This window comes from Kitasatospora sp. NPDC058218, assembly GCF_042882445.1.
Taxonomy (GTDB): Bacteria; Actinomycetota; Actinomycetes; order Streptomycetales; family Streptomycetaceae; genus Kitasatospora.
Genome location: NZ_JBHVWC010000036.1, coordinates 1 through 25,969 on the forward strand (window position 1 = coordinate 1; position 25,969 = coordinate 25,969).

The 25,969-nt window shown below is 73.5% G+C and carries 23 protein-coding genes and 1 tRNA gene; 11 read left to right on the top strand and 13 right to left on the bottom strand.

Translation table 11 applies throughout. The features are described 5' to 3' along the window. The 3 genes from ACFVYI_RS22520 to ACFVYI_RS22530 form a co-directional block, all read right to left on the bottom strand. The coding region (locus tag ACFVYI_RS22520) for a heavy metal translocating P-type ATPase (protein WP_387888351.1) at positions 1–1,016 on the bottom strand (1,016 nt) is incomplete at its 3' end. Positions 1,017–1,086: 70 nt separating this feature from the next. After that, positions 1,087–1,305: a heavy-metal-associated domain-containing protein gene (locus ACFVYI_RS22525; protein WP_380579522.1), complete on the bottom strand. Its 219-nt coding sequence runs from the start codon at positions 1,303–1,305 to the stop codon at positions 1,087–1,089. Between the two features lie 242 nt (positions 1,306–1,547). Then, entirely contained in the window at positions 1,548–2,489 is a 942-nt protein-coding gene (locus ACFVYI_RS22530) for a PrsW family intramembrane metalloprotease (protein WP_387888354.1), read from the bottom strand. Positions 2,490–2,640: 151 nt separating this feature from the next. On the opposite strand from ACFVYI_RS22530, the gene ACFVYI_RS22535 reads away from it, so the two are divergent. Beyond that, positions 2,641–3,813: a PP2C family protein-serine/threonine phosphatase gene (locus tag ACFVYI_RS22535; RefSeq protein ID WP_387888356.1), complete on the top strand. Its 1,173-nt coding sequence runs from the start codon at positions 2,641–2,643 to the stop codon at positions 3,811–3,813. 24 nt (positions 3,814–3,837) lie between these two features. Here the strand turns inward: ACFVYI_RS22535 and dhaL are convergent, their stop codons facing one another. After that, positions 3,838–4,464 carry a dihydroxyacetone kinase subunit DhaL gene (gene dhaL, locus ACFVYI_RS22540; protein WP_387888359.1) on the bottom strand — a complete coding sequence of 209 codons (627 nt, stop codon included), beginning with the start codon at positions 4,462–4,464 and terminating at the stop codon, positions 3,838–3,840. A 16-nt stretch (positions 4,465–4,480) separates the two neighbouring features. Continuing rightward, positions 4,481–5,476, bottom strand: a complete 996-nt coding sequence (gene dhaK, locus ACFVYI_RS22545; protein WP_387888362.1) for a dihydroxyacetone kinase subunit DhaK — start codon at positions 5,474–5,476, stop codon at positions 4,481–4,483. Positions 5,477–5,634: 158 nt separating this feature from the next. Here dhaK and dhaM point away from each other — a divergent pair, with 158 nt between their 5' ends. Beyond that, a complete protein-coding gene (dhaM, locus tag ACFVYI_RS22550; RefSeq protein WP_387888365.1) occupies positions 5,635–6,027 on the top strand; it encodes a dihydroxyacetone kinase phosphoryl donor subunit DhaM in 393 nt (130 codons plus the stop codon). A gap of 28 nt (positions 6,028–6,055) precedes the next feature. Here the strand turns inward: dhaM and ACFVYI_RS22555 are convergent, their stop codons facing one another. Continuing rightward, the gene (locus ACFVYI_RS22555; RefSeq protein ID WP_387888367.1) at positions 6,056–7,771 is read right to left on the bottom strand and encodes a bifunctional 3'-5' exonuclease/DNA polymerase; all 1,716 of its coding nucleotides are present in this window, start codon (positions 7,769–7,771) and stop codon (positions 6,056–6,058) included. A 169-nt stretch (positions 7,772–7,940) separates the two neighbouring features. Here ACFVYI_RS22555 and ACFVYI_RS22560 point away from each other — a divergent pair, with 169 nt between their 5' ends. Beyond that, complete coding sequence (locus ACFVYI_RS22560; protein WP_387888369.1) at positions 7,941–9,965, top strand: M3 family metallopeptidase; 2,025 nt, start codon at positions 7,941–7,943, stop codon at positions 9,963–9,965. 43 nt (positions 9,966–10,008) lie between these two features. Here the strand turns inward: ACFVYI_RS22560 and ACFVYI_RS22565 are convergent, their stop codons facing one another. Together ACFVYI_RS22565 and ACFVYI_RS22570 are read right to left on the bottom strand one after the other, a co-directional pair. After that, a complete protein-coding gene (locus ACFVYI_RS22565; RefSeq protein WP_387888371.1) occupies positions 10,009–11,478 on the bottom strand; it encodes a cellulase family glycosylhydrolase in 1,470 nt (489 codons plus the stop codon). A gap of 75 nt (positions 11,479–11,553) precedes the next feature. Continuing rightward, positions 11,554–12,186, bottom strand: coding sequence for a TetR family transcriptional regulator (locus tag ACFVYI_RS22570; protein WP_387888372.1), 633 nt, complete (start codon positions 12,184–12,186; stop codon positions 11,554–11,556). A 289-nt stretch (positions 12,187–12,475) separates the two neighbouring features. Between ACFVYI_RS22570 and ACFVYI_RS22575 the strand changes: the two genes are divergently transcribed. Beyond that, positions 12,476–13,699, top strand: a complete 1,224-nt coding sequence (locus tag ACFVYI_RS22575; RefSeq protein ID WP_387888373.1) for an acyl-CoA dehydrogenase family protein — start codon at positions 12,476–12,478, stop codon at positions 13,697–13,699. A gap of 246 nt (positions 13,700–13,945) precedes the next feature. Here the strand turns inward: ACFVYI_RS22575 and ACFVYI_RS22580 are convergent, their stop codons facing one another. Beyond that, positions 13,946–14,755, bottom strand: a complete 810-nt coding sequence (locus ACFVYI_RS22580) for an enoyl-CoA hydratase/isomerase family protein (RefSeq protein ID WP_387888375.1) — start codon at positions 14,753–14,755, stop codon at positions 13,946–13,948. Between the two features lie 146 nt (positions 14,756–14,901). Continuing rightward, positions 14,902–15,597 (bottom strand): TetR/AcrR family transcriptional regulator, encoded by a 696-nt coding sequence (locus ACFVYI_RS22585; RefSeq protein ID WP_387888376.1) that lies wholly within the window; start codon positions 15,595–15,597, stop codon positions 14,902–14,904. A gap of 192 nt (positions 15,598–15,789) precedes the next feature. Between ACFVYI_RS22585 and ACFVYI_RS22590 the strand changes: the two genes are divergently transcribed. Further along, a complete protein-coding gene (locus ACFVYI_RS22590; RefSeq protein WP_387888379.1) occupies positions 15,790–17,298 on the top strand; it encodes an MFS transporter in 1,509 nt (502 codons plus the stop codon). Positions 17,299–17,371: 73 nt separating this feature from the next. Here the strand turns inward: ACFVYI_RS22590 and ACFVYI_RS22595 are convergent, their stop codons facing one another. Then, positions 17,372–17,920, bottom strand: coding sequence for a GNAT family N-acetyltransferase (locus tag ACFVYI_RS22595; RefSeq protein ID WP_387888382.1), 549 nt, complete (start codon positions 17,918–17,920; stop codon positions 17,372–17,374). Between the two features lie 133 nt (positions 17,921–18,053). Between ACFVYI_RS22595 and ACFVYI_RS22600 the strand changes: the two genes are divergently transcribed. After that, the gene (locus ACFVYI_RS22600; protein ID WP_387888383.1) at positions 18,054–18,686 is read left to right on the top strand and encodes a TetR/AcrR family transcriptional regulator; all 633 of its coding nucleotides are present in this window, start codon (positions 18,054–18,056) and stop codon (positions 18,684–18,686) included. A 399-nt stretch (positions 18,687–19,085) separates the two neighbouring features. Here the strand turns inward: ACFVYI_RS22600 and ACFVYI_RS22605 are convergent. Continuing rightward, positions 19,086–19,158, bottom strand: a tRNA-Arg gene (locus tag ACFVYI_RS22605). A 636-nt stretch (positions 19,159–19,794) separates the two neighbouring features. Between ACFVYI_RS22605 and ACFVYI_RS22610 the strand changes: the two genes are divergently transcribed. From ACFVYI_RS22610 to ACFVYI_RS22630, 5 genes are all read left to right on the top strand, one after another. Continuing rightward, the gene (locus ACFVYI_RS22610; RefSeq protein WP_387888386.1) at positions 19,795–20,334 is read left to right on the top strand and encodes a single-stranded DNA-binding protein; all 540 of its coding nucleotides are present in this window, start codon (positions 19,795–19,797) and stop codon (positions 20,332–20,334) included. A gap of 349 nt (positions 20,335–20,683) precedes the next feature. Next, positions 20,684–22,153, top strand: a complete 1,470-nt coding sequence (locus ACFVYI_RS22615; RefSeq protein WP_387888388.1) for a Cys-Gln thioester bond-forming surface protein — start codon at positions 20,684–20,686, stop codon at positions 22,151–22,153. A gap of 285 nt (positions 22,154–22,438) precedes the next feature. Further along, complete coding sequence (ettA, locus tag ACFVYI_RS22620; RefSeq protein ID WP_387888391.1) at positions 22,439–24,103, top strand: energy-dependent translational throttle protein EttA; 1,665 nt, start codon at positions 22,439–22,441, stop codon at positions 24,101–24,103. 109 nt (positions 24,104–24,212) lie between these two features. Then, positions 24,213–24,698: an acyl-CoA thioesterase gene (locus tag ACFVYI_RS22625; protein WP_387888393.1), complete on the top strand. Its 486-nt coding sequence runs from the start codon at positions 24,213–24,215 to the stop codon at positions 24,696–24,698. Positions 24,699–24,752: 54 nt separating this feature from the next. Then, positions 24,753–25,448, top strand: a complete 696-nt coding sequence (locus ACFVYI_RS22630) for a hypothetical protein (RefSeq protein WP_387888396.1) — start codon at positions 24,753–24,755, stop codon at positions 25,446–25,448. A gap of 112 nt (positions 25,449–25,560) precedes the next feature. On the opposite strand, the gene ACFVYI_RS22635 is transcribed toward ACFVYI_RS22630, so the two are convergent. Next, entirely contained in the window at positions 25,561–25,965 is a 405-nt protein-coding gene (locus ACFVYI_RS22635) for a globin (protein ID WP_360635919.1), read from the bottom strand. Between the last annotated feature and the right edge of the window lie 4 nt (positions 25,966–25,969).

Genomic DNA, 25,969 nt, shown 5'->3' on the forward strand with positions numbered 1-25,969 from the left:
CCGGCGTTGACGGTGGCACCGGTGACGGTGTCGCCGACCGCGACCTCGACCGGGACGGACTCGCCCGTGAGCATCGAGGCGTCCACCGCGGAGGACCCTTCGACGACGGTGCCGTCGGTGGCGATCTTCTCGCCCGGGCGGACCACGAACCGCATGCCGGGGGTCAGCCGGTCCACCGGCAGCCGGACCTCGGAGCCGTTCTGCAGCACCGACACGTCCTTGGCCCCGAGCCCGAGCAGGGCGTGCAGGGCGGCGCCGGCGCGGCGCTTGGAGCGCGCCTCCAGGTAGCGGCCGAGCAGGATCAGCACGGTGACGGCGGCGGCCGTCTCCAGGTACAGGGTGGAGGAGGCGTCGGTGTCGCCGATCGAGAGCGAGAACGCGTGCCGCATCCCGGGCATCCCGGCGTGGCCCCAGAACAGCGCCCAGAACGACCAGCCGAAGGCGGCCAGCGTGCCGAGCGAGACCAGGGTGTCCATGGTCGCGGCGCCGTGCTTCAGATTGGTCCAGGCGGCCCGGTGGAACGGCAGCCCGCCGTAGACGACGACCGGGCCGGTGAGGGCGAAGGCCAGCCACTGCCAGTTGGCGAACTGCAGGGACGGGATCATCGACAGCATGACCACCGGGACGCTGAGGACGGCGCTGATCAGCAGCCGGTCCAGCAGGGGGTCGGCCGCGGGTTGCTCCGGGGCGGGAGCGGGCCCGGCGGGGTCGGCCGGTTCGGCGACCGGCGGCGCGGGGACCTCGGCGGTGTAGCCGGTGTTCTCGACGGTGGTGATGAGGTCGGCCACGCTCACGCCCGGTCCGAAGTCGATCCGGGCCTTCTCGGTGGCGTAGTTGACCGTGGCCTCGACGCCCTCCATCCGGTTGAGCTTCTTCTCGATCCGGGCCGCGCAGGAGGCGCAGGTCATCCCGCCGATCGACAGCTCGACGCGGTCGCGTACCGCGGCCCCGCCGTCCTGGTCACGCGGGCCGGCGGCCAGGTCCGCGGCGGTGGTGGCCGGGGTGGAGGTGCTCATGCTGATCAGCTCCTTGAGGAGGGCGCGCGGCGGGGGCCGGGGCGAGCGGCCCCCGCCGCACCGCGGGGGCTCAGACGGACCGGCCGACCAGCTCGTAGCCGGCCTCGTCGACGGCGGCGCGGATCTGGTCGTCGTCGAGCGGGGCCGCGGAGGAGACCGTCACGGTGCCGGCCTTGGCGTCGGCCGCCACCTGGGTGACGCCGGCCAGTGCGGTGAGCTCCTTGCTGACCGAGCTCTCGCAGTGGCCGCAGCTCATGCCGGTCACGGTGTAGGTGATGGTGCTGGACATCGGGGCCTCCGGGAGATCTGTACGGCCGCGGGCATGCGCCCGGGCTCTCACTCTTGATGACACCATACCCCTGCGGGGTATTCCCCAAAGAGGGGGGTGGCGATGTGGATCGCATCGGGACGCGGTCCGACAGCAGAGCGTATGCGCCCGGACACGCTGCGCCCGAATCCGCGCCGGGTGGCGGCCGGATTCGGGCGCGGCGGGTGGTGCGGGGCCGGACGGTTTCGGCCGGGCCGGGGCCGCTAGGCGGGCGCCGACGGGTGCTGGGCCGGGATCGGGGCGGCCCGCTCGCGGCGGACCAGCAGGCGCAGCCAGAGCAGGCCGCCGAGCGAGACCGCGATCAGCCCCAGTGTGTCGTAGAGCGTGTAGAGGTGGACCTGTTCGCTGGTCGGGTCCGGCATGTAGCCGAGGTCGAACAGTGCGCGCTGCCAGTCGCTGGTGGTGGTCCTGGCGACCAGCCAGACGGCGATGCCGCCCATGCTGTCCCAGAGCGCGTGCAGCAGCGCGACGCCCAGATAGGTGAGGACGACCGGGAGCGTGCAGCGGAAGTGGCCGCCGCGCCGCTCGCGGAAGAGCACCCCGCCGAGGATCGCCGTCCACAGGATGTGGCCGACCGGTGCCAGCACCCCGCGCAGGATCTCCGTCTCCACCAGGCTCCTGAGCGAGAGCCCCTGGAGGCTGAGCACCGCGTTGAACGCGTACCCGGCGCTCTCGAAGGCGGCGAAGCCGGCGCCGACGGTGGCGCCCAGGACCAGCCCGTAGCGCAGCCCGCCGACCCGCAGTCGCCGGCTGACCATGACCAGGGCGGCGAGCTTGACCGCCTCCTCGATCAGGCCGACGCCGACGTACATCCAGACCGAGGGGGAGAGCAGGTACGTCTCCAGGACCGAGGCGCCGAGGACGCCGATGATGCCGCCGATGCCGAAGCAGGCGAAGATCCGGTCCGCGCCCAGGTCGGCGGCGTAGCGCTCGTAGGCCCAGACCACCATCGTGGCCGGGACGAGGAAGCTGCCGAGCAGCACGATCGTCGGTACCAGGTTGCTGTTCCCGGTGAGGAAGGTGACGGCGACGGTGGCGATCCAGAGCAGTAGGCCGATCAGGAAGACCCTGAGCCACTGGTCGGGTCGTGCCGCCGTGCGCGTCGGCGGATCGGAGATGCGGGGGGTGTTGCGGTATCCGGACACCGGTGATGGCCTCCCTTGTGTGGCCGCTTTAGTCGCACTGTATGACAAAGCGGTCATTTCGGTACCGATTGGCCCAGTGCGGGAGGTGCGGGTCGGGCCGCCTCCCGGGGGTGCGGGGGTGGGGGTGCTGATCGTCCGTTATGTTCGATATGTGTTCCCGATCCGCCGAGCCCAGTCGCCCGCGGTCCCCACCGCCACCGGACTGCCCCCGGAGCGGCGGCGCGGCGCGCTGCTGGCGGCCGACCTCCAGGACGTGCCGCTCTGGCGCCGGGCCAGCCCCGCACTGGTCGCGATACTGCTGGTCGGGCTGGCCGACCTGTTCTCCGGCAAGGACCGCTACCTCGCACCGCTGATGACGGTCGTGCCCACCATCGCCGCGCTCACCCTGCGGCCGCTCGAACTGCTGCTGGTCTGCCTGCTCGGCCTCTTCACGGTGTTCGGCCTCAGCCACTACGACGAGGTCGACAACGTCAACGACGAGCGCTTCCTCTACGGCGCGATGATCAGCTACCTGCTGCTCACCGTGTTCTCCGCCTGGGTCGCCAAGATCCGCATGCGCCGGGCGGCCGCCTTCGCGGCCGTCAGCTCCGTCGCCGAGGCCGCCCAGCGGGCGCTGCTGCGACTGCCCGGACCGGTGGTCGGACCGCTGCACCTGGCGGTCCGGTACGTGTCCGCCGCCGACGCCTCCCGGATCGGCGGAGACCTCTACTCGGTGCTGGAGACCCCGCACGGCACCCGGGTGGCGGTCGGGGACGTCCGCGGCAAGGGGCTCGGCGCGGTGCAGACCGCCGCCGTGGTGCTCGGCTCCTTCCGCGAGGCCGCCTACGACGAGGCCGGGCTGCGCGGGGTCGCGGCCCGGATCGAGGCCAGCGTCGAGCGGCACGCCCCGGACGGGGAGTTCACCACCGCGCTGTTCGCGGAGTTCCGGACGCCGGGGGTGATGCAGCTGCTGCAGTACGGTCACGTCCCGCCGATCCGGGTGGACCACGACGGCGGGGCGCACGTGCTGCACGCGCCCGACCCGTGGGTGCCGCTCGGCCTGGGCCGGCTGGCCGTCGGCGAGCCGGCCACCTGGGACCAGCCGTTCGGCCACGAGGACGTGCTGGTGCTCTGCACCGACGGCGTGATCGAGGCCAGGCACCGCAAGAGCGGCGACTTCTACCCGCTGGCGGAGCGGGTCGGCCCGCTGGTCCGGGGCGCGGCCCGCTCCGCGACGGAGCTGGAGGCGGCGGTCGGCCGGGTCTACGCCGACCTGCTGGAGCACACCGGCGGGGAGCTGCGGGACGACGCCCTGCTGCTCCTGATCACCCGGACGGACCAGTAGGGCGGGAGCGTTCCGCGTGCTCCCTCAGCCCCCGACGACCTCCGCGAGGGCGCGGAAGAGCAGGGCGGTGGAGGTGGCGCCCGGATCCTGGTGACCGACGCTGCGCGGGCCGAGGTAGGAGGCGCGGCCCTTGCGGGCCTGGAGCGGCACGGTGGCCAGTGCGCCCTGCTCGGCCGCGTCCGCCGCGGCCCCGGCGGCCTGCGGCAGGTCGGCGCCCGCCGCCACCGCCTCGCGGTACGCGGCCAGGGCCGGGGCGTAGGCGTCCACGATGGTCTTGTCGCCCGGCTCGGCCTTGCCGAGGGCCTGGACCGCCCGCAGCCCCTCGGCCAGCGCCCCGCCGAACGCGGCCGGGTCGGCCGGCCCGGGCAGCGCGGCGCCCAGGGCGCGGAAGGCCTTGCCGTACAGCGGGCCGGAGGCCCCGCCGACCTTGGAGATCAGTGTGGTGCCGGTCTTGGTCAGCACCGCCCCCGGACTGTCGGGGGCGAGGCCGTCCAGCGCGGTGAGCACGGCGGCGAAGCCGCGCCGCAGGTTGCTGCCGTGGTCGCCGTCGCCGATCGCGGAGTCCAGGTCGGTGAGCCGACCCTGCTCCTTCTCGACCGCGACCGCGATCGCGCGGACCCAGGCCTCGGCCAGTGCGGTGTCGAAGTCCATGACCGTTCCTCCTCCGTCAGGCCCGCTTGAGGGCGGGGGTGTCCACCGGGGCGTCCCAGAGGTCCAGCAGTCGGGCGTCGGCCTTGGTCAGGGTGAGCGAGAAGCCCGCCATGTCCAGGCTGGTCACGTAGTCCCCGACCAGGTTGCGGGCCACCGTGATGCCGCGCTCGGCCAACCGGGCGGCGACCTCGCCGAAGACGATGTACAGCTCCAGCAGCGGGGTGCCGCCCAGACCGTTCAGCAGGGCGATCACCTCGTCGCCGGCGCTCAGGTGGTGGTCGGCGAGGACGGTCTCCACCACCTCGGCGGCGAGTTCGCGGGCCGGGCGGAGCTTCTCGCGGCGGCGGCCGGGCTCGCCGTGGATGCCGACGCCGACCTCGATCTCGTCCTCCGGCAGGTCGAAGCCGGGCTTGCCGGCGGCCGGGGTGGTCGCGGCGGTCAGCGCGATCGCGAACGACCGGGAGGCGGCGTTGACCTGCTCGCCCACGGCGGCCACCTCGTCCAGCGTGGCGCCGCGCTCGGCCAGCGCACCGGCGATCTTCTCCACCAGTACGGTCGCGCCGGTGCCCCGGCGGCCGGCCGTCCAGGTCGAGTCCTCGACCGCGACGTCGTCGTCGACCAGTACCGTGCGGACCACCAGGCCCTCCTCGGCGGCCAGTTCGGCGGCCAGCTCGAAGTTCATCACGTCGCCGGTGTAGTTCTTCACGACGAAGACCACCCCGGCGCCCGAGTCCACGGCCTTGGCGGCGGCCAGCACCTGGTCCGGCACCGGGGAGGTGAACACCTCGCCGGGGCAGGCGGCGTCCAGCATGCCCGGGCCGACGAAGCCGCCGTGCAGCGGTTCGTGGCCGGAGCCGCCACCGGAGACCAGTGCGACCTTCGACGCCGCCGGGCGGACCGCGCGGGTGATCACCCGGTTCGCGATGTCCACCGTCAACTCCCGGTGGGCGGCGGCGACTCCGGCCAGTGCGTCCTCCAGGACGCTCTCCGGGGTGTTGATCAGCTTCTTCACAGCGCTTCGCTCCCTCGGCAGACGGTGCTGACCCGACGCTACGCCAGACGGGGGTGGCCGGCACGGGGTGCGACACGCGTGCGGGCGGCCGCGGTTCGACACGCGGGGTCGGCCGGACCACTCCCGTGGAGCAGCGGGACGGTCGTAGGGTCGGCGGTATGAGCGACTACGTGGGCATCGTCCTGGTCTCGCACAGCGCACGGCTCGCCGCCGGGGTGCGGGAGCTGCTGGGGGAACTCGCCCCGGACACGGTGCGGGTGGTGCTGGCGGCCGGAACGGAGGACGGCGGGCTCGGGACCAGTTACGACCTGATCGCCGGGGCCGTCGCGGAGGCGGACGGCGGGGCGGGCGTGGTGGTCCTGGCGGACCTCGGCAGCTCGGTGCTGACCGCCGTCACGCTGCTGGAGGACGAGCCGCGCCCCGGGGTGGTGCTGGTGGACGCGCCCTTCGTGGAGGGCGCGGTCGCGGCCGCGGTGACGGCCTCCACCGGGGCGGCCGTCACCGAGGTGGCCGCCGCCGCCGAGGACGCGCGGACGTTCCGCAAGCTGTAGCGGCCGCGGGGCGCGCGGCCGGTGCCGGCTACTTGGCGTCGGCGTAGCAGTCCACCACGGCGGTGGTGAGCGGGAACCGGACCGGCGTCTCCCCGAAGACCAGCCGGCGGGCCTCGTCCGCCGACTCGGCGACCGCGGCGGCCACCTGGTCGGCGAGGTTCGCCGGGGTGTGCACCACCACCTCGTCGTGCTGGAAGAACACCAGGTGCGGGCGTTCGCCCGGGCCCGCGGCGGGCAGCGCGTTCAGCCGCCGGCGCAGTGCCGCGAGCAGGGCGAGCGCCCAGTCGGCCGCACTGGCCTGGATCACGAAGTTGCGGGTGAAGCGGCCCCGGGCGCGGGCCGAGCGGCCGCCGGCCTCCCCCGCCGTCTCCGGTGCCTCGGTGAGGTCGAGCCAGTCGGCGGAGGGCGGCGGGCAGGGCCGGCCCAGCCGGGAGGCGACCACGCCGCCGTCCTCGCCCGTCCGGGCGGCCGCCTCGACGTATCCCATGGCGGCCGGGTAGCGGCGGCGCAGGGTGGCGAGGAGCGGGCCGATGTCCCCGCTGGTCTGGCCGTACATGGCGCCGAGCAGGCCGAGCTTGGCCTTGTCGCGGTCCCCCTGGAACGCGGAGGCGGCCAGCGCCTCGTAGAGGTCGCCCTCGGCCGCGGTGCGGGCCAGGCCGGCGTCCTGGGAGAGCGCGGCCAGCACGCGCGGCTCCAGCTGGGCGGCGTCGGCCACGACGAACAGCCAGCCCGGGTCGGCGACCACGGCGCGGCGCAGGATGCGCGGGATCTGCAGCGCGCCGCCTCCCCGGCTGGCCCAGCGGCCGGAGACCACGCCGCCGACCACGTACTCGGGGCGGAACCGGCCGCCGCGGGCCCAGGCGTCCTGCCAGGCCCAGCCGTGCGCGGCGTGGATCCGGGCGAGCTCCTTGTAGCGGATCATCAGCGCGGCGGCCGGGTGGTCCACCGCCTTCAACTCCCAGGACCGGGTGGAGCCGAGCTGGATGCCCCGGTCGGCGAAGGCGCGCAGCACCTGGCTGTGCGAGTCGGGGTTGAACGGGCGGCCGCCGAGGGACTCCTGGAGCTCGACGGCCAGCTCGGAGAGCAGCCTGGGCTGGGCACCGGGGACGGTCGGGCGGGGGCCGAGCAGCTCGGTGAGCAGCCGGTCGTGGATGTCGGTGCGCCAGGGCAGGCCGTCGTGGGCCATCTCGGCGGCCACCAGCGCGCCGGCCGACTCGGCGGCGACCAGCAGCCGGAACCGGGAGCGGGCGCCCGGGTCGGTGATCGCGGCGAGCCGGCGCTGCTGCTCGGCGTGGACGGCCGACACGGCGGCCAGTGCGTCGGCCCCGGGCGGGAGTTGGAGCCGGTCGGGGGCGAACAGGGTGTCCTGGCCGTCCCCGGACTCGGCGGAGCCGGGCTCGGGCAGGTCGGCGGGGACGGGCAGCCCGCTCAGCCGGGCCCAGGCGGCGCCGAGCGAGCGGGGCGCGCCGAACCGGCCCTCGTACGCCAGCAGCAGGGCCTCGACCAGCCTGAGGTCGTGGCAGCGGGCGAGCCGGTCGGGCAGCCGGGGGAGCAGGGGGGCGTAGGCGCTGTCGGTGGCCGCCCAGACCCAGCGGGGGTGCTCGGCGGCCTCCCGCTCGGCGACGGCGGCCGCGAGGTCCGCCACCGCGGCGGGCGGGCCGAGCGGGGCACCGGCGTCGTCGAGCGGCTGCAGCCGCCCGCCCGGGCCGTGCGGGTCGGGGACGAGGGCGATCCGGGGTGCCACGGGGGCTCCTCCTCTCGGGCGTACGGGCTGCGGACCTCGACGGTAACCGGTGGGTACGACAACCGGCGCAGGCGCGCGTGCCGGCCGGTGCGCCCGCGCGCCGGCAGTGCGCCGCCCACCGGGCCCGGTGGCGTTTGCCGGGCCGCTACTACCGCGTAGGGTCGGCGAAATGACCGAGAACCCGTTCTTCAAGCCCAGCACCCTGGTCTACGAACTGCCACCCTTCGCCGAGATCCGGGAAGAGCACTACCTGCCCGCGTTCGAGCGCGGGATGGCCGAGCAGCTCGCCGAGATCGCCGAGATCGCCGCCAACCCGGAGCCGCCGACCTTCGACAACACCCTGATCGCGCTGGAGCGCTCGGGTGCGCTGCTGAAGCGGGTCCGCGCGGTCTTCGACAACCAGGTCTCCTCGGACACCACGCCGGGCGTGGACCGGGTGGACGCCGAGATCAGCCCGCGGCTGGCGGAGCACCGGGACGCGATCCACCTGGACGCCGCGCTGTTCGCCCGGATCGAGGAGCTGCACGGGGCGCGGGCCGGGCTCGGCCTGGACGAGGAGTCGCTGCGGCTGCTGGAGCGGCGGCACACCGCCTTCGTCCGGGCCGGCGCCCGGCTCGGCGCCGCCGAGCAGCAGCGGCTGCGCGGGCTGAACGCCGAACTGGCCGCCGGCGCCTCGGCGTTCCGCCGCAACGTGTCGGCGGACTCGAAGGCGCGGGCGCTGGTGCTGGACTCCGCGGCGGAGCTGGCCGGGCTCTCGCCGGACGCGATCGCCGGCGCGGCCGAGAACGCCCGGGCGCTCGGGCACGACGGCAAGTACGTGCTGAGCCTGAAGAACTTCTCCAACCAGACCGAGCTGGCCTTCCTCACCGACCGCTCGGTGCGCGAGCGCCTGCTGACGGCCTCGCTGGGCCGCGCGGCCGGGACCAACGGCCCGCTGGCGATCCGGATGTCCGCGCTGCGCGCCGAGCGGGCCCGGCTGCTCGGGTACGACACGCACGCCGCCTACGTGGTGGCGGACGAGACGGCCGGCACCGTCGAGGCGGTCGACGCGCTGCTGGCCCGGCTGGTGCCGCCGGCGGTGGCCAACGCGCGGCGGGAGGCGGTGGAGCTGGCCGGGGCGGCGGCCGCCGACGGGATCGAGGAGATCGCCGCGCACGACTGGGCGTACTACTCGGAGCTCGTCCGGCAGTCCTCCTACCAGGTGGACGCGGCGGCGCTGCGCCCCTGGTTCGAGCTGGAGCGGGTGCTGCGCGACGGCGTCTTCTTCGCCGCCAACCTGGCGTACGGGGTGACCTTCACCGAGCGGCCGGACCTCACCGCGTACCACCCTGACGTGCGGGTCTTCGAGGTGTTCGAGGAGGACGGCGGCTCGCTGGGCCTGTTCCTCGGGGACTTCCACGCCCGGGCGTCCAAGCGCGGCGGCGCCTGGATGGACGAACTGGTCACCCAGTCGCGGCTGCTGGGCCGGCGGCCGGTGGTGATGAACAACCTGAACGTGGCCCGCCCCGCGCCGGGCGAGCCGGTGCTGCTCTCCTGGGACGAGGTGCGCACGCTGTTCCACGAGTTCGGCCACGCGCTGCACGGGCTGTTCTCGGACGTGCGCTACCCGTACTTCGCCGGAACGGACGTGCCGCGGGACTTCGTGGAGTTCCCCTCGCAGGTCAACGAGATGTGGATGGTCTGGCCCGAGGTGCTGGCCAACTACGCCAAGCACCACGTGACCGGCGAGCCGCTGCCGGCCGAGCTGGTCGAGCGGATGGCGGCCGCCGAGGGCTTCGGACAGGGCCACCGCACCGTCGAGTACCTGGCGGCGACGCTGCTGGACCTCGCCTGGCACACCGTGCCGCAGGGCCAGGAGATCGCGGACGCCGAGGAGTTCGAGGCGCGGGCGCTGGCGAAGGCCGGGCTCGCGGTGGCGGCGATCCCGCCGCGCTACCGGACGGCCTACTTCTCGCACGTCTTCGCCGGCGGCTACAGCGCGGGCTACTACGCGTACATCTGGTCCGAGGTGCTGGACGCCGAGACGGTGGACTGGTTCCGGGGCAACGGCCGGAGCGTGCGGGAGAGCGGCGAGGTGTTCCGCCGCGAGCTCCTGTCGCGCGGGGACAGCCGGGGCGCGCTGGACTCCTTCCGTGCGGTGGTCGGGCGCGACCCGGGGACCGCGCCGCTGCTGGCCCGCCGCGGTCTGGCGTAGCGGGGCCGGCCGGTGGCCCGCCGGCGGGGCGGGCCACCGGGCCTCAGCGGGGTGCGAGGGTCACCGTGACCGGGGTGCCCGGGCGGGTGTGCGGCAGGTGGATCCGGGCGCTGCCGGCCCGGCCGTCGGCCGGCTGGTCGAGCTCGACCCGGGCCGCCGGGGTGACGGTGACCCGCACGCCGGTGGGGAACGCCGTGGCCGGCAGGACCAGTTCGGTGGTCCGGCCGGTACCGTCGGCGGTCCAGTGCACGAAGGGGCCGTCCGCCGTCGTACCGGTGCGCACGGCCGTCCCGGCGACCGCCACCGGGTACGGGCCGAAGGCCGGCTCGTCGCCGGGGGCGGGTCGGCCGGCCGGGTCGAGCGCGCAGTAGCCGCCGTCGCCCCGGCACCAGTACCACATCGCCCAGCCGGCGGCGAAGCCGTCCATGGCCGCGACCTGGCGGCGGACCAGCTGGGTGTTGCCGGGTGTCCGCGAGTTCGGCGGGCCCCACTCGCCGACCAGTACGGGCAGGTGGTGCGCGGCGGGGTAGGCGGTGATCGCCGCGGTGTAGTTCTCGACGAAGCCGCCGGAAGGGTCCCAGTCGGCGCCGGACTCGACGGCGGTGTCGTAGAAGTGCGGCGCGTAGCCGAGCCGGGGCGCGCCGGGGCGCGGGTCGGTGAAGCCGGGCAGCCGGGTGGGCACGCCCTGGCCGACCAGGACGGTCGGCTCGACGAACAGCCAGGCACGGGAGTCCACGCGGCGCACGGCCCGGATCAGCCGGTCGTACATGTCGGCGAGGCGGCCCTGTTCGAGGGCGGCGGAGGCGGCGGCGAGCACGGCCGGATCGGTCGGGTCGCCGTCCACCGGGCCGAACGGCTCGTTGAACAGGTCGTAGCCCAGCAGTGAGCGGTGGCCGCGCAGTTCGCGGGCCAGCCGGGTGTAGAAGTCGGCCTGCCAGGCGCGCAGGTCCGGGTCGTCGTAGAGGTGGCGGAAGGCCGCCTGGACGGCGGGCTGGAAGTACCCGGCGAACCAGTCGTCCGGGTCCGGGGTGAACGGCAGGCCGTCGTCGCGGGTGGCCCAGAGCGGGATGCCGCGGTCGCCGCCGCCGTACTTCGGCCCGTAGACGTCCTGGTGGAAGTCGACCAGGGCCAGCACGCCGTAGCGGTCGGCCCAGTCGAGCACCCGGTGCAGGCGGCGCAGTTCGGCCGGGTCGAGGCGCCCGCGGGTGGGTTCCAGCCTGGTCCAGGAGACGGCCACCCGGATCAGGGTGAAGCCCTGGGCGGCCAGGGCCGCGACGTCCTGCTCGGTGGCCTCGGCGTACTTGTCGAGGTTGAAGCCGCGCAGCCGCAGGCGGCGGCCGGTGGCGTCGGTGAGGTCGGTGGTGCCGTCCGGCGCGGTGGCGGTGGCGGTGGGGAACCCGGCCCGGGCCGACCGGCCGTGGGCGTCGGCCCGGGCCGGGGTGGCGGACATCGGGACGGCCAGGGCGGCGGTGGCGGCGAGCAGGAGGGCAACGGCGGTGCGGCACGGGCGCATCGGGACCTCGCGGCATCTCGCGGAGCGGGGGGTGGGGCCCGATGATGCCCGGATTGCCGTGCACAGCACAAGGGTTCAGGCCGGCGGTGCCTCCGCCGCCGGGGTGGGCAGGACGGCGGTCGGCAGGTCGGCGGCGGCCGCGAGGCGCCCCCAGAGCAGGTCGGCGAGGGCCTGCACCATCCGGGTGCGCGAGCAGGGTCTGGACTCCAGCCACCAGTCGCCGGCCGCCAGCACCATGCCGGTGATGCCCCGGCCCCAGGCCTCGGCGAGGAGCTCGCGGTCGGCTCCGAGGTCGACCTGGCTCTGGACGGCCCGGGTGATCTCCCCGGCGATCTGCCGCAGCGCCGGGGCGAGCGCGTTGCCGACACCGGACGGGTCGCCCGGTTCGGGGTGGGTGAGCAGCCGGTAGACCTGCGGGCGGGCCTCGATCCCGGCGAGGTAGGTGTCCAGCACGTGCTCGACCCGGTCGCGGCGTTCCAGCGGCTCGCTCAGCGCGGCCCGTACGGCGGCCAGCAGGCCGCTGGTGTGGCGCTCGGTCAGCGCCCTGATCAGCCCGTTCCGGTCGCCGAAGTGGCGGTACAGGATCGGCTTGGTGATCCCGGCCTCGGCGGCGATGGCGTTCATGCTGGCGCCCGGGCCCTCCCGCTGGACCACCCGGTCGGCGGCGTTGAGCAGCTGCTCCCGGCGGGGTTCGTCGGCGGGCGGCATGGGGGCTCCTGGCGGGTCTGGCCGACGGGGTTCCGGCTGCGGGAGTGGTGCGGGGCGGGGTGGGGCTGTGTGGGGTGCGGCTGTGCGGGGTGGGCGTCGGGTGGGGTGGGGTGGGGCGCGGGGCGGGTGGGTCGGGGAGTCGCCCCGGGCGGGGCGTTGACATTCCTACCTATGAGTAGCAGACTCCCCGCGATGTTACCCCCGGTAACACCTGTCCGACACCGCTTCTGCCCCGCCCTTGTACCCGCTGCCGGCCCGGCGGCGAGGGGCCCCTTCGACCGGAGGCATCATGAGCACGTTCTCGCTGGACCCGGGCGCGGACCAGCTCGCCGTACGCGACTGGCTGCACGGCTTCGCCGCCGAGGTGATGCGCCCCGCCGCCGCCGAGTGGGACGAGCGCGAGGAGACCCCCTGGCCGGTCATCCAGGAGGCGGCCAAGCTCGGGATCTACTCGCCGGACTTCTACGCCCAGCAGTACTTCGACCCCTCCGGCGTGGGCATCCCGATCGCCATGGAGGAGCTGTTCTGGGGCGACGCGGGCATCGGCCTGTCCATCGTCGGCACCACGCTGGCCGCCGTCGCCGTGCTCGCCAACGGCACCGACGAGCAGATCGGCACCTGGGCGCCGCAGATGTTCGGCACTCCGGACGACGTCAAGGTGGCCGCGTTCTGCTCCTCCGAGCCGGATGCCGGCTCCGACGTCTCCGCGCTGCGCACCAAGGCCGTCTACGACGAGGCCAAGGACGAGTGGGTGCTGAACGGCACCAAGACCTGGGCGACCAACGGCGGGATCGCCGCCGTCCACGTGGTGGTGGCCACCGTCGACCCGGCGCTCGGCGCGCGCGGGCAGGCCTCCTTCGTGGTGCCGCCGGGCACGCCCGGGCTGAGCCAGGGTCAGAAGTTCAAGAAGCACGGCATCCGTGCCTCGCACACCGCCGAGGTGGTCCTGGACGGCGTCCGGCTGCCCGGTCACTGCCTGCTCGGCGGCAAGGAGAAGCTGGACGAGAGGCTGGCCCGGGCCCGCGAGGGGGCCAAGCGCACCGGCGGCCGGGGTAACGCGGCGATGGCCACCTTCGAGGCCTCCCGGCCGGCCGTCGGGGCGCAGGCGATCGGCATCGCCCGGGCCGCGTACGAGGTGGCGCTGGACTACGCGAAGACCCGGGTGCAGTTCGGCCGCCCGATCATCGACAACCAGGGCGTGGCCTTCCAGCTGGCGGACATGAAGACGCGGATCGACGCCTCCCGGCTGCTGGTCTGGCGGGCCTCCTGGATGGCGGCCAACAACCAGCCGTTCACCGCGGCCGAGGGCTCGATGTCCAAGCTCTACGCGGGCGAGACCGCCAAGTGGGTCACCGCGCAGGCGATGCAGATCCTCGGCGGCAACGGCTTCACCCGCGAGTACCCGGTCGAGCGGATGCACCGGGACAGCGCGATCTACTCGATCTTCGAGGGCACCAGCGAGATCCAGCGTCTGGTGATCGCCCGTGCGATCTCCGGGATGCCGATTCGCTGAGCGCGCGGGGCGGGGGCCTGCGGGGAGCCGGCGCGCCGCCCGGAAGACGGGCCCGGCCCTCAGGGTGCCCGCCACCGCGCCGACCACGGTCCGCGCGGTGGCGGGCACCCGCCGCGCCACCGGGGAACAGCCGGTCGGCGCGGGGCCCGGATGGTGGTGCTCGGCGGCGTGTTCGTCGCGGGCGGTGCTCCCGGCGGCTCGGCCGGACCGTCGATCGGATGATCGTCACGGTCCGTTCGCGCGGGGTCAGAAACGGGGTGGCCGGCCCTCCAGGAAGGCGGCGAGGCCCTCACGGACGTCCGGAGCCTCGCGGGAGCGGCGCTCCCAGGGCCGCAGCGCCTCGGCGGCCTGCTCCGGCGGGACGGCCAGCGCGGCCTTGACCGCGCCGATGGTCTGCGGTGACCGCGTGGTCAGCAGCCGGGCGAACTCCAGGGCCCCGGCGTCCAGCTCGGCGCCCGGCAGGACCCGGTCGGCCAGGCCGGTCGCGACACTCTCCCGGCCGCTCACCAACTCGCCGGAGAAGAGCAGGTACTTGGCGCGGGACGGGCCCACCAGCCGGGCCAGCCGCAGGGTCGGCACCGCCGGGTAGACCACGCCGAGCTTGGCCGGGGTGATGCCCAGCCGGGCGTCCTCGGCCACGAACCGCAGGTCGCAGGCGACGGCCAGCTGGCAGCCGCCGCCGACGCAGGCACCGTGCACCACGGCGACGGTCGGGTGCGGGAAGGCCGCCAGCGCCTCCTCGGCGGCGACGTTGACGGCGTGGTAGTCGTCGGCGCGGTCCGGGTCGGCGTAGATCCCGGACAGCTCGGCGATGTCCGCGCCGGCGCTGAAGGTGCCCCCGGCGCCGGTGACCAGCAGGGCCCGCAGACCGGGCTGCTCGGCGAGCCGGAGCAGGACCTTCGGCAGGGCCTGCCAGATCGCCAGGGTGACGGCGTTGCGCCGGTGCGGCCGGGCGAACTCCAGCACCGCGACGCCGTCCCCGCCGGTGTAGGCGTTGAGGCCGTCGACGGGGGTGGGCAGCGGGGAGCGGTCCCGCGTGAGCAGCGGCTGGTCCATGCGCACCTCCGGAGATCGTGGTGCGCACACTCTCTCAGGCGCGGCCGCGCCACCGCCGGGCGGACCGGCTGCCGGGGCCCGCGCCGGGCGGCCGCCGGTCCGGGGCGGGTGGTCAGGCCGGCCGGGCGGTCGGGCGAGTCGGGTGGTCAGGCGGACCGGGTGCCGTAGTCACCGAGGCCGTGCTCGACCAGGGCGAAGCTGCGGAGGGCGTTCTCGACGGCCTCCGGAAGCACGTCGGCGGCCCGTTCGCCGGCCAGCATCCGGCGGTGGTTCTCGTCGGTCAGCGCCAGCCGCACGCTCATCAGCTGGGCGGCGGCGACCCGGGCCGTGAGCCGGTCGCCGGCCGGGTCCTGGGCGAGCAGCTCGGTGGCGAGCAACTCGTTGGCCGCGAGGCCCCACCCGGTGGTGGCGCGCAGCGCCAGCGCGGGCGTCCGGTGGATCAGCCGGACCACGTCGAGCACGAACCGGTCGTCGCTCAGGCCGGTGGCCGGGTCGAACCGCTCCAGGGCGGCCAGGAAGTGGGTGCGCACCGCGGCCACCGCCGAGACGCCGGGGGCGCGATCGCGGACCACCTCGGCGGCTTCGCCGGTGTGCTGCTCCATCGGGCCCATGACCAGGTCTTCCTTGGACGGGAAGTAGTTGAAGACGGTCATCTTCGAGACCTCGGCCGCGGCGGCGATCTCGGCGACCGAGACCTCGTCGAAGCTCCGCTCGGCGAACAGGCTGATCGCGCTGCGCCAGATCCGGACGGCGGTCTGGCGCTTCTTGCGTTCGCGCAGGCCCAGGGCCGCGTTGGCCGGTTCTGGTGCTTCGGGATCGGTGGTCGCGGTGCGCTTCGCCATGGCAGGACTGTACCAGGATCAAAGATTGACCGGGGCGAATGATGTACCAAGACGAATACTTGACCCCGACGAAGAATTGACCGAGTAAAAAATGTCTGCCATGGTGAGGGCGGGCCGCCGAGCCGCACCCGTCCGGTGCGGTCCGGCCCACGTCCGAACGCCCGAACGTCACGATCCCCGGGGGGACTTCCGATGGCCGCCACCGCGCCGGCAGCAGCTCTGATGACGGAGACCCAGCGCAAGCTGGGCATGCTCTTCTGCCTGATCACGATCATCCTGGCGGTGCTCGACATGAACATCGTGTCGGCCGCCACCGTGCCGATCGTCCGGGACCTCGACCCGGTTCACGGCGTCGACCGACTGCCCTGGCTGGTCAGCGCCTTCGCGCTGGCGGCGACGGCGCTGCTGCCGCTCTACGGCAAGCTCTGCGACGTGTACGGCGCCAAGCGGGCGCTGCTCGGCGCGGTCGGCGTCTTCCTGCTCGGCTCGGCGCTCTGCGGGGCGGCGCAGTCGATGACCCAGCTGATCGCCTTCCGGGCCGTCCAGGGCATCGGCGGTGGCGGGCTGATGAGCGTGACGATGGTGGTGATGGCGCAGCTCAAGGATCCGGAAGGGGAGAAGGGTGGCGGCGGGGGCGGCATGGGCGGCATCGTCGGCGGCGCCGGCATGGCCGTCGGCCCGCTGATCGGCGCCCTCCTGGCGGACCACCTCGACTGGCGCTGGATCTTCTACGTCAACCTGCCGCTCGGCCTGCTCGTCCTGGTCGGCTCCGCGCTCGTGCTCAAGCTCCCGCGCTCGGCCGGGCGGCGCGGCCTGGACTTCCTCGGCGCCGCCCTCGCGGCCGCGTTCGCCACCGGACTGCTGCTGGTCACCGAGTGGGGCGGCAAGACCTACGCCTGGACCTCGCCGGAGCTCCTCGGGCTGGCCGCCGGCACCGCCCTCGCCCTCGGTCTCTTCCTGTGGCGCCAGGCCACCGCCGCCGAGCCGGTGCTGCCGCTCTCGCTCTTCCGCGTTCCGGAGATCCGGATCGGGTTCGCGGTGCAGGGCCTGGTCGGGATGGGCCTGATGGGCGCGATCATGTACGTGATGCTGTACCTGCAGGTGGCCCGCGGTGTCGCGGCGACCTCCGCCAGCCTCTACCTGATCCCGATGGCGCTCGGCATGACGGCGGTCGGCCTCGTGGTCAACCGGCTCTCCGCGCGGGGCTGGTCCGTCCGGGTCCTCCTGGTCTCCGGTGCGGCCTGCGCCACGGCCGCCCTGCTGCTGCTCGGGCTGAACGGCGCGGACACCTCGCTCTGGCTGGTGCGGGCCGAACTCGTCCTGCTCGGAATCGGCCTCGGCCAGCTGATCGGCCACCTCATCGGGGTCGTCCAGGAGGCCGCTCCGGTTCACCAGCTGGGCGTCGCCACCACCGGCATCCGGTTCTTCCAGACGCTCGGCAGCGCGCTGGGCGCCGCGTTCTTCGGCACCGTGCTGGCCCGGGTCTTCGACAGTGGCGAGCCCGGCACTCCGCTCGGCGCGGTGGGCCGCCTGACCGGCGCCGCCCGGGACCACGCGGTGCACAGCTTCATCGACGCGGTGGACGTGGTGTTCTTCTCGGCGGCCGGGGTGATGGCGCTGGCCATGGTGCTCGCGCTGCGGCTGCGGCCCACCGCGCCGACGGCCGAGTCGCTGCCGGAGCAGCAGGCGCTGGCCGCCTGAGCGGGGGTGGACGGAGCGGTGGGCGGACCGAGCGGGGCCCGGCGGACGCCTGTCCGCCGGGCCCCGCTCCGTGTCACGGGGTGGGCTTCCACTCGTGGGCCAGCATCGACCAGATCTCCGAGTCCCGGTAGACGCCGTTGACCTGGTACGACTCCCGCAGCGTGCCGTCGAGCCGCATGCCCAGCCGCTGGGCGAGGGACCGGCTGCGGATGTTCGCCGGGGTGGTGTGCCACTCGATCCGGTGCAGGCCGCGGGTGGTGAACGCGTAGTCGATCAGATGGCGGACGGCGGCGGCGACCAGGCCCCGGCCCTCGCCGGCGGGCTCGGTCCAGACGCCGATCTCGGCGACGCCGGTGGTGGCGCTGAAGGTCACGAACATCGTGCCGCCGACCAGCGTGCCGTCCAGCCAGATCCCGTAGAGCCGGCCCGCGTCGGCGGCCTGCCGGTCGGCGTAGCCCTGCAGGGTGGCGCGGGCCGACTCCAGGTCGGTGGAGCGGCCGGCCCAGCCGATCCACGGGTTCATGTGATCGCGGGCGCGGTCCATGTTGGCCAGGAACTCGGCTGCCTGCCACGGCTCCAGGGGGCGCAGTTCGGCATGGTCGGTGAGCGGGACGGCGAACATCGGCGGGCCTTTCGGGGCTGGGGGCGGTGGGCGGGACGGTGGGGGTGCGGCGGTGGCCGGTCGAGCGGTGGGCCCCTCGCGGTCCGGCCGTTCCAGCGTACATAACAAACGTTTGGTATGTACGATAGCGCCTATGACACCAGCCCGGGGAGACCATGAAGCCCGACGCAGGGACGTATCCGAGGCGGTCTGGCGGGTGCTGTCCTCGCGGGGCTTCGAGGGGCTGACGCTGCGCGCGGTGGCCGCCGAGATGGGCGCTTCCACCGGGCTGTTGACGCACTACTTCCCCAACAAGCGGGCGCTGGTGGCGCACGCCCTCGACGTGCTCGACCAGCGCTCCCAGGAGCGCCCGCGCCGGATCGCCCCGGGGGGCGGCAGCCCGCCGCCGGCCGCCGGGCTGCCCCGGCTGCGGGCGGCACTGCTCGACATCCTCCCGCTGGACGCCGCCGCCGCTGCCGGCAACCGGATCTGGGTCGGCTCCTGGGACGTGGCACTGGCCGACCCGGAGCTGGCCACCGCGCACGCGGCCCGGTACGGGCGGGCGCGGGCGTTGCTGACCGAGTCGGTGGCCGCCGCGCAGCGGCTCGGCGAGCTGCCGGACGACGTGGCCGCCGAGCAGCTCGCGGCGGGGGCGCAGGCCTTCGCGCTGGGGCTGGTGGTGCAGGCGCTGTTCGCGCCGGCGGAGTTCCCGGCCGAGCGGCAGACGGCGCTGCTGGACGCCTACCTGGTGGGACTGGCCGGGCCGGCGGGGGCGGAGCGGCTGTGACCGCGGCGGGGCCTGCGGCTGCGGCGGGGCCGGAGCGGCTGTGACGTGACGGGGCTTCGGCCGTGGCGGGGAGCGGGGTCGGGTCGCGGGCCGGGGAGGCCGGGGTGGCCGGGGTGGCCGGGGTGGCCGGGGTGGCCGGGGTGGCAAATGGCGAGCAGGAGACCGGGCGGTGCGCCGAACCCGGGGGCATTGTCTGATTTCGCCCGTTGTTTCCGTTCGGACCGTTGTTTCCGTCCGGACCGTGCGGCCGGTTCGTACCGGGGTTTCCCGTGGGCCGTTTCCGGCGCTGCCATGACACGCATTGTCACGGGTTATGTGCGTTCGGTGCCCGGAATTCCCCGGCGGGCCGGCCGGGCATAGCCCTCGCCGACGTTGTGGCCTGCGGGAATTCGGGCGCGGTGCCCCCAGCAGGATTCGAACCTGCGACCTACCGCTTAGAAGGCGGGTGCTCTATCCGCTGAGCTATGGGGGCGGGACGGACGGCGCCCTGATGGGCGTGACCGTTGCCGGGATCGGGCGACGAGCGCGCGGGGCGCCCGCTGTCCGGCCCCGTGCCTGAGGGTGGGGTGGGGGTTGGCGGGGCCTTGCCCTGTCGGGGACAGGATAAGGGTGTCCAGATCCTCGGCCGGGTGTAACAACACCGTCGCGGGTGTGTCGGCTTCGGTGGAGCGGTCCGATAATCGCAGGTGAAGGCCGTGCGTGCAGCGGTCTGGCGCTCTTCGGCGCCGGACGTTGTGCAGTCGTTACGGGGCTGCCGCCCCACCCGTTATGGATTCGGCACGGAGAAAGTACCCCGGTCGGCGCGGGTGGGGGGCCTTATTCGGGTTCCTTCGGTCGGATGACGTGGGCGGACGGCCGGGCAGGCCACCCCTGGGGGTGCGGCGGCGCGGCGGGAAGCGGGGCGTTTGTTGTCATGGCCGCGCAGAGGCGAGGCTGAAAGTAGGACCGGAAGGGCCGAAATTCACCCCTGTGAGTGACACCGGTTTTCCACAGGGCCGAGTTGTCCACAGGATTTCCGATCTCGCCGGCACGGATTTCCCGGGAAGTGCACTCTCAACTCGCACCGGTCGATTCCGTACGGTGCATCGGAGAGAACGGAGCGTGTTCTGTGAACGAGACCCAGGTGACGGTGATCGGCAATGTCGCGACCGAGGTGAGCTGCACGCGGACGGCGGACGGGGTGGCGGTGGCCAACTTCCGGCTGGCGTCGACGGAGCGCCGCTACGACCGGCTGCGGGAGGGCTGGGTGGACGGCGAGACGCAGTGGGTGACGGTGACAGCCTGGCGGGCGCTGGCCGGTCATCTGATCGGCTCGCTGTCGAAGGGGGATCCGGTGGTGGTGAGCGGGCGACTGAGGGTGCGGGAGTGGACGGAGGGGGAGGCGAGGCGCAGCAGGGTCGAGATCGACGCCCGATCGGTCGGGCACGATCTCAGTCGTGGCACCGCCGTCTTCACGTGGGGCGGGGGGTCGCCGAGCGGCCGCGAGGTGTCCGTGGGCGAGGCGGTGCCGGGCTGGATCGCGGACGCACTGCAGGCGCGGAAGGCGTCGGTCGACCCCCTGGCGGCACCCCCGTTGGCGGCCGTCGCGCCGGGTGCGCGGATGGCTGACGGGGGAACGGAGGGTGACGCCCAGGCCTCCTTGGTCTGACCGTCAGCTGATCCCAACTGTCGACAAATATGTTGATCGAGACGGTTGTTGTGCCCGCACGCGCAATCACCGGACCGGTTAAGCGAAAGATCCGGAGTTTCTGGCTGATCGTCAGCTTGTGTGGATGATGGGAGCATTGATAACGATACAGATACGGAATCGTCCTGATTTCGCATGGGGGTTTGCGCGCCTCCGTGGCTCAATAGGATTCGTCTGGTTCACACACATGCAGCTGCGTCACAGGGCGCGCGGTGCAATGCAAGGCGGGCTGCCCATCGGCTGGCCCGGCCCGGAGGGATCCCAGATGTTCCAGAGGCAGGGGCGGAGTCTTCCGCGCATAACCACTGTCATGCTCACGACCAGCGTAGCGCTGGGCGGGAGCCTGCTCGCGGCCGGTGCGGCGGCTGCGGCCGACGCGCCGGGTGCGGGTGTCACGGCGGTGATCCAGCCGACCATGCAGAGCGAGGAGATTGCCATCGAGGGCGGTCACTCCGTTCAGGGTGGTCTGTTCACCCTCAAGACGGCCAACGGCGAGCTCCGTACGTACTGCATCGACATCGACCACCCGGTCAACATCAAGAGCGGGGTCGAGTACCAGGAGTCGGACTGGAAGTCGAGCTCGCTCGGCCGCAAGGAGAAGGCTCAGGACGCCGCCAAGATCCGCTGGATCCTGGAGAACTCCTACCCGCAGGTCACCGACCTCAAGAAGCTGGCCGACGCGGCCGGCATCAAGGAGGGCGAGCTCACCGCCGACGACGCCGCCGCGGGCACCCAGGCCGCGATCTGGAAGTTCTCCGACGGCAAGAACGCCACCCCGGTGGACGCGCAGGCCAAGAAGCTGCGCGACTACCTGGTCAGCGACAGCAACAAGGGCATCGCCGCCGAGCCCAAGCCCTCGCTGAGCCTCACCCCGGACTCGGTGTCGGGCAAGCCGGGCGGCAAGCTCGGTCCGTTCACCGTCAACTCCAGCGCCTCCGAGGTGAAGCTCGCGGTCTCCGGCGACGCCGCGGACAAGGTGAAGCTGGTCGACAAGGACGGCAAGCCGGTCACCGGCCTGACCGGCCCGGTCGCCAAGGACACCTCGCTGTTCCTGGACGTGCCGGCCGGCACCCCGGACGGCACGGCCACCGTGACGGCCTCGGCCGAGACCGTCGTGCCCAACGGCCGGGTCTTCCTGAGCAAGGGCTACACCCCCGAGAAGCACAGCCAGACCATGATCCTGGCCGGCTCCACCAAGCTCAGCGTGGTGGACGCGGCCAAGGCCGTGTGGAAGGCGGGCAAGGGCCCGCTGGTGGACAGCAACGCCCAGGTCGAGTGCGACTCCAACGGCGTCCGGGTCAACGTCGCCAACGGCGGCGACGAGGCGGCCACCGTGACCGTCCAGCCGGGCAAGTCGCTCACCGTTCAGCCGGGCAAGATCGAGAGCGTGGTCGTCCCGGTCGCCGAGGACGCCGCCTACGCCATCACCGTCACCGGCCCGAACGGCTTCACCAAGGAGTTCAAGGGCATCCTGGACTGCAAGGTGACCAGCGTGACCACGCCGACCGCCAGCCCGTCGGCCAGCAAGAGCGCCTCGGCCACCCCGACCCCGAGCGGCACCCCGACCGGTACGCCGTCCGCCGCCCCGTCCAGCTCGACGGCGCACCCGGCTCCGGCCGCCTCCAGCCCGGCCCCGGGCACCACGGGCGGCCTGGCCGCCACCGGTGGTAACGACGCCACCCCGGTGCTCGCCGCCGTCGCCGGCGGTCTGGTCGTGGCCGGCGCTGCCGCGGTCTTCGTCCTGCGCCGCCGCGGTCGCCACGGTCGCAGCGCCGCCTGAGGCACCGCGCCGAGGTAGTACCGAAGGACCGAGGTACTGACGTACCGAAGTGAAAGGCGCCTGACGTGCCACGGCACGGCAGGCGCCTTTCCGTCCGGCCCGGCTCCCCGCACCCGCTGCGGGGAGCCGGGCCGCGGTGCGTCCGGCGGCGGTGGCCGCAGGCCCTGCGGGCTCTCCGGGTGGATACCCCAGTGGGGCAAGCGGGCGGTTCGGGCGCTCGGCCGGGTGCGGCACAATGGAAAGCTGCAACCCGACTTACTCCCGACGACGCCGGAGCGATCTCACGTGGCGGAATACATCTACACGATGCGCAAGGTGCGCAAGGCGCACGGCGACAAGGTCATCCTTGACGACGTGACGCTCAGCTTCCTCCCCGGAGCGAAGATCGGCGTCCTCGGTCCCAACGGCGCCGGCAAGTCCACCGTGCTCAAGATGATGGCCGGTCTGGAGCAGCCCTCCAACGGCGACGCCTTCCTCTCGCCCGGTTACACCGTCGGCATGCTGCTCCAGGAGCCGCCGCTCGACGAGGCGAAGACGGTCCTGGAGAACGTCGAGGACGGCGTCAGGGAGGTCAAGGGGAAGCTCGACCGCTTCAACGAGATCGCCGAGCTGATGGCCACCGACTACTCGGACGCCCTGCTGGACGAGATGGGCAAGCTCCAGGAGGAGCTGGACCACGCCAACGCCTGGGACCTCGAGGCGCAGCTGGAGCAGGCCATGGACGCGCTGGGCTGCCCGCCCGGCGACTGGGCCGTCACCAAGCTCTCCGGTGGCGAGAAGCGCCGCGTCGCGCTCTGCAAGCTGCTGCTGGAGGCGCCCGACCTGCTGCTCCTCGACGAGCCCACCAACCACCTGGACGCCGAGTCGGTGAACTGGCTGGAGCAGCACCTGGCCAAGTACGCCGGCACCGTCGTCGCCGTCACCCACGACCGGTACTTCCTGGACAACGTGGCCGGCTGGATCCTGGAGCTCGACCGTGGCCGCGCCATCGGTTACGAGGGCAACTACTCCACCTACCTGGAGAGCAAGCAGTCGCGCCTCAAGGTCGAGGGCCAGAAGGACGCGAAGCGTGCCAAGCGGCTCCGTGAGGAGCTGGAGTGGGTCCGCTCCAACGCCAAGGGTCGGCAGGTGAAGTCCAAGGCACGTCTCGCCCGCTACGAGGAGATGGCGGCCGAGGCCGACAAGATGCGGAAGCTGGACTTCGAGGAGATCCAGATCCCGCCGGGCCCGCGTCTGGGCAGCATCGTGGTCGAGGTGGAGAACCTCAACAAGGCCTTCGGCGAGAAGGTCCTGATCGACGACCTGAGCTTCACCCTGCCGCGCAACGGCATCGTCGGCGTGATCGGCCCCAACGGTGCCGGCAAGACCACGCTCTTCAAGATGCTGCAGGACATGGAGACGCCGGACTCGGGCAAGGTCAAGATCGGCGAGACGGTCAAGATCAGCTACGTCGACCAGAGCCGGGCCAACATCGACCCGAAGAAGACGCTCTGGGAGGTCGTCTCCGACGGCCTGGACTGGATCAACGTCGGCCAGGTCGAGATGCCGTCCCGTGCCTACGTGTCGGCGTTCGGCTTCAAGGGCCCGGACCAGCAGAAGCCGGCCGGTGTGCTCTCCGGTGGTGAGCGCAACCGCCTGAACCTGGCGCTCACCCTCAAGCAGGGCGGCAACCTGCTGCTCCTCGACGAGCCGACCAACGACCTCGACGTCGAGACCCTGTCCTCGCTGGAGAACGCGCTGCTGGAGTTCCCCGGCTGCGCCGTGGTCATCTCCCACGACCGCTGGTTCCTGGACCGAGTGGCCACCCACATCCTCGCCTACGAGGGCGAGAGCAAGTGGTTCTGGTTCGAGGGCAACTTCGAGTCGTACGAGAAGAACAAGATCGAGCGGCTGGGCGCCGACGCCGCCCGTCCGCACCGGGCCACCTACAAGAAGCTGACCCGAGGCTGACACCCAGCTGTCACAACGGCCCGGCAGACTGCCCTCCGGGGCGGCCTGCCGGGCCGCGGCCCGCCGCCGATGCCTTCCGGCGGGTCACCGGACGTCGAGGAGAACACCCGTGGCACGCCATATCTACGCCTGTCCGCTGCGTTGGTCCGACATGGACGCCTTCGGGCACGTCAACAACGTGGTCTTCCTGCGCTACCTGGAGGAGGCCCGGATCGACTTCATGTTCACCCAGGCCGCCGCCGCCGGCGCCGGGGAGTTCGCGGGCGGCTCGGTGGTGGCCCGCCACGAGATCGACTACAAGCGTCCGCTGGTGCACCGGCCCGAGCCGGTCACCATCGAGACCTGGGTGACCAAGATCGGCGGCGCCTCGCTGACCGTCTCGTACGAGATCAAGGACACCGCCGAGGACGGCGCCGAGACGGTGTACGTCCGGGCGTCCACCGTGGTCGTCCCCTACGACCTGGCCGAGGGCCGCCCGCGCCGGATCAGCCCGGTGGAGCGGGAGTTCCTGGGCCGTTTCGTGGACGACGGCAGCAGGGAGGACGGCAGCAGGGGCGACCGCAGCGTCGAGGAGCCGGCTGTCGCGGCGGCCTGAGCCCCCGGCCCGGACCACCACCCGTCACCGATACCCGATTCGAGCTGAACCGCGTTGACCGCTACCGCCTCCCTCGCCCTCGCCGACGCCGGGGAGGGCGCCGACCTGGCCGCCTTCCTGGTCCGCCTGCTGCGCTTCGACCGGGCGGCAGCCGTGCGCCTGCAGGCGGTGGCCAAGCAGGCCGGCGGCGACGGCGTGCTGGCGGTCTTCGGCCGGCTGCCACTGGGCAGTTCCGGCGCGCTGGCCGTCCGTACCGCGCGCCTCGCCGAGCTGGTCGGGCCGGCGGACCGCACGGTCTCCGCGGGGCAGCTGCTGGACGGCCTGGACAGTGAGCGGAACACCGTGGCGCTGCCCGCGCCCGTCACCGGCCCCGCCTGGGCCGGCCTGCTGCCGCCGCGCTCCGGCTGGCGCGCGGTCGGCGCGCCGCCGGTGGCCGAGGTGTACCCCGAACTGATGGCGGGGGTGCGGGAGTTCCGCGAGCGCAGCGAGGCGGTGCCGGTCCACCACCGGACCCGTGCGGTGCTGGACGGGTTGGCCGACGAGATCTGGTCCCGGCCGGTGACCGCGCTGCCCGAGCTGCCGTTGCGTGCCGCGCACGCGGCCTATGTGATCGGTTTCCTCAAGCCGGGTGCGCCGCTGACCGTGCACCGCGCCGGCGGCTGGCTGCGGCTGAGCGCCCCGGCGGGATCGGTGGCGGTGCGTACGGCGGCCGCGCCCGGTGCGGGGCTGGGGCTCAGCCCGATGCGCTAGGCCCTGTCCGGTCGCCGACATCCCCGGAAGCCGGCGGCCCCGGCCCCGGCGACCCCGGCGTCTGTCGTGCCGGGCGTCGCGTGGCCCCCGGGCGGTGGTCAGCGGGCGGCGGTCAGCCCTCGGTGTTGACCATCGAGGCGGCGGCGTAGGTGAGGTAGTCCCAGAGCTGCCGCTCGGCGTCGGCCGGCAGGGCCAGCTCGTCCACCGCCGCCCGCATGTGCTTCAGCCAGGCGTCGTGCGCCGCGCGGTCCACCGTGAACGGCACGTGCCGCATCCGCAGTCGCGGGTGCCCGCGCTGCTCGCTGTAGGTGCGCGGACCGCCCCAGTACTGCATCAGGAAGAGCGTGAGGCGCTCCTCGGCCGGGCCGAGGTCCTCCTCGGGGTACATCGGCCGCAGCAACTCGTCCTGCGCGACGCCCTGGTAGAACCGGTGCACCAGCCGCCGGAAGGTCGGCTCGCCGCCGACCTGTTCGAAGAAGGTCTCCTCGCTGAGCGTGCCACGCCGGATCTCTTTCACCCGA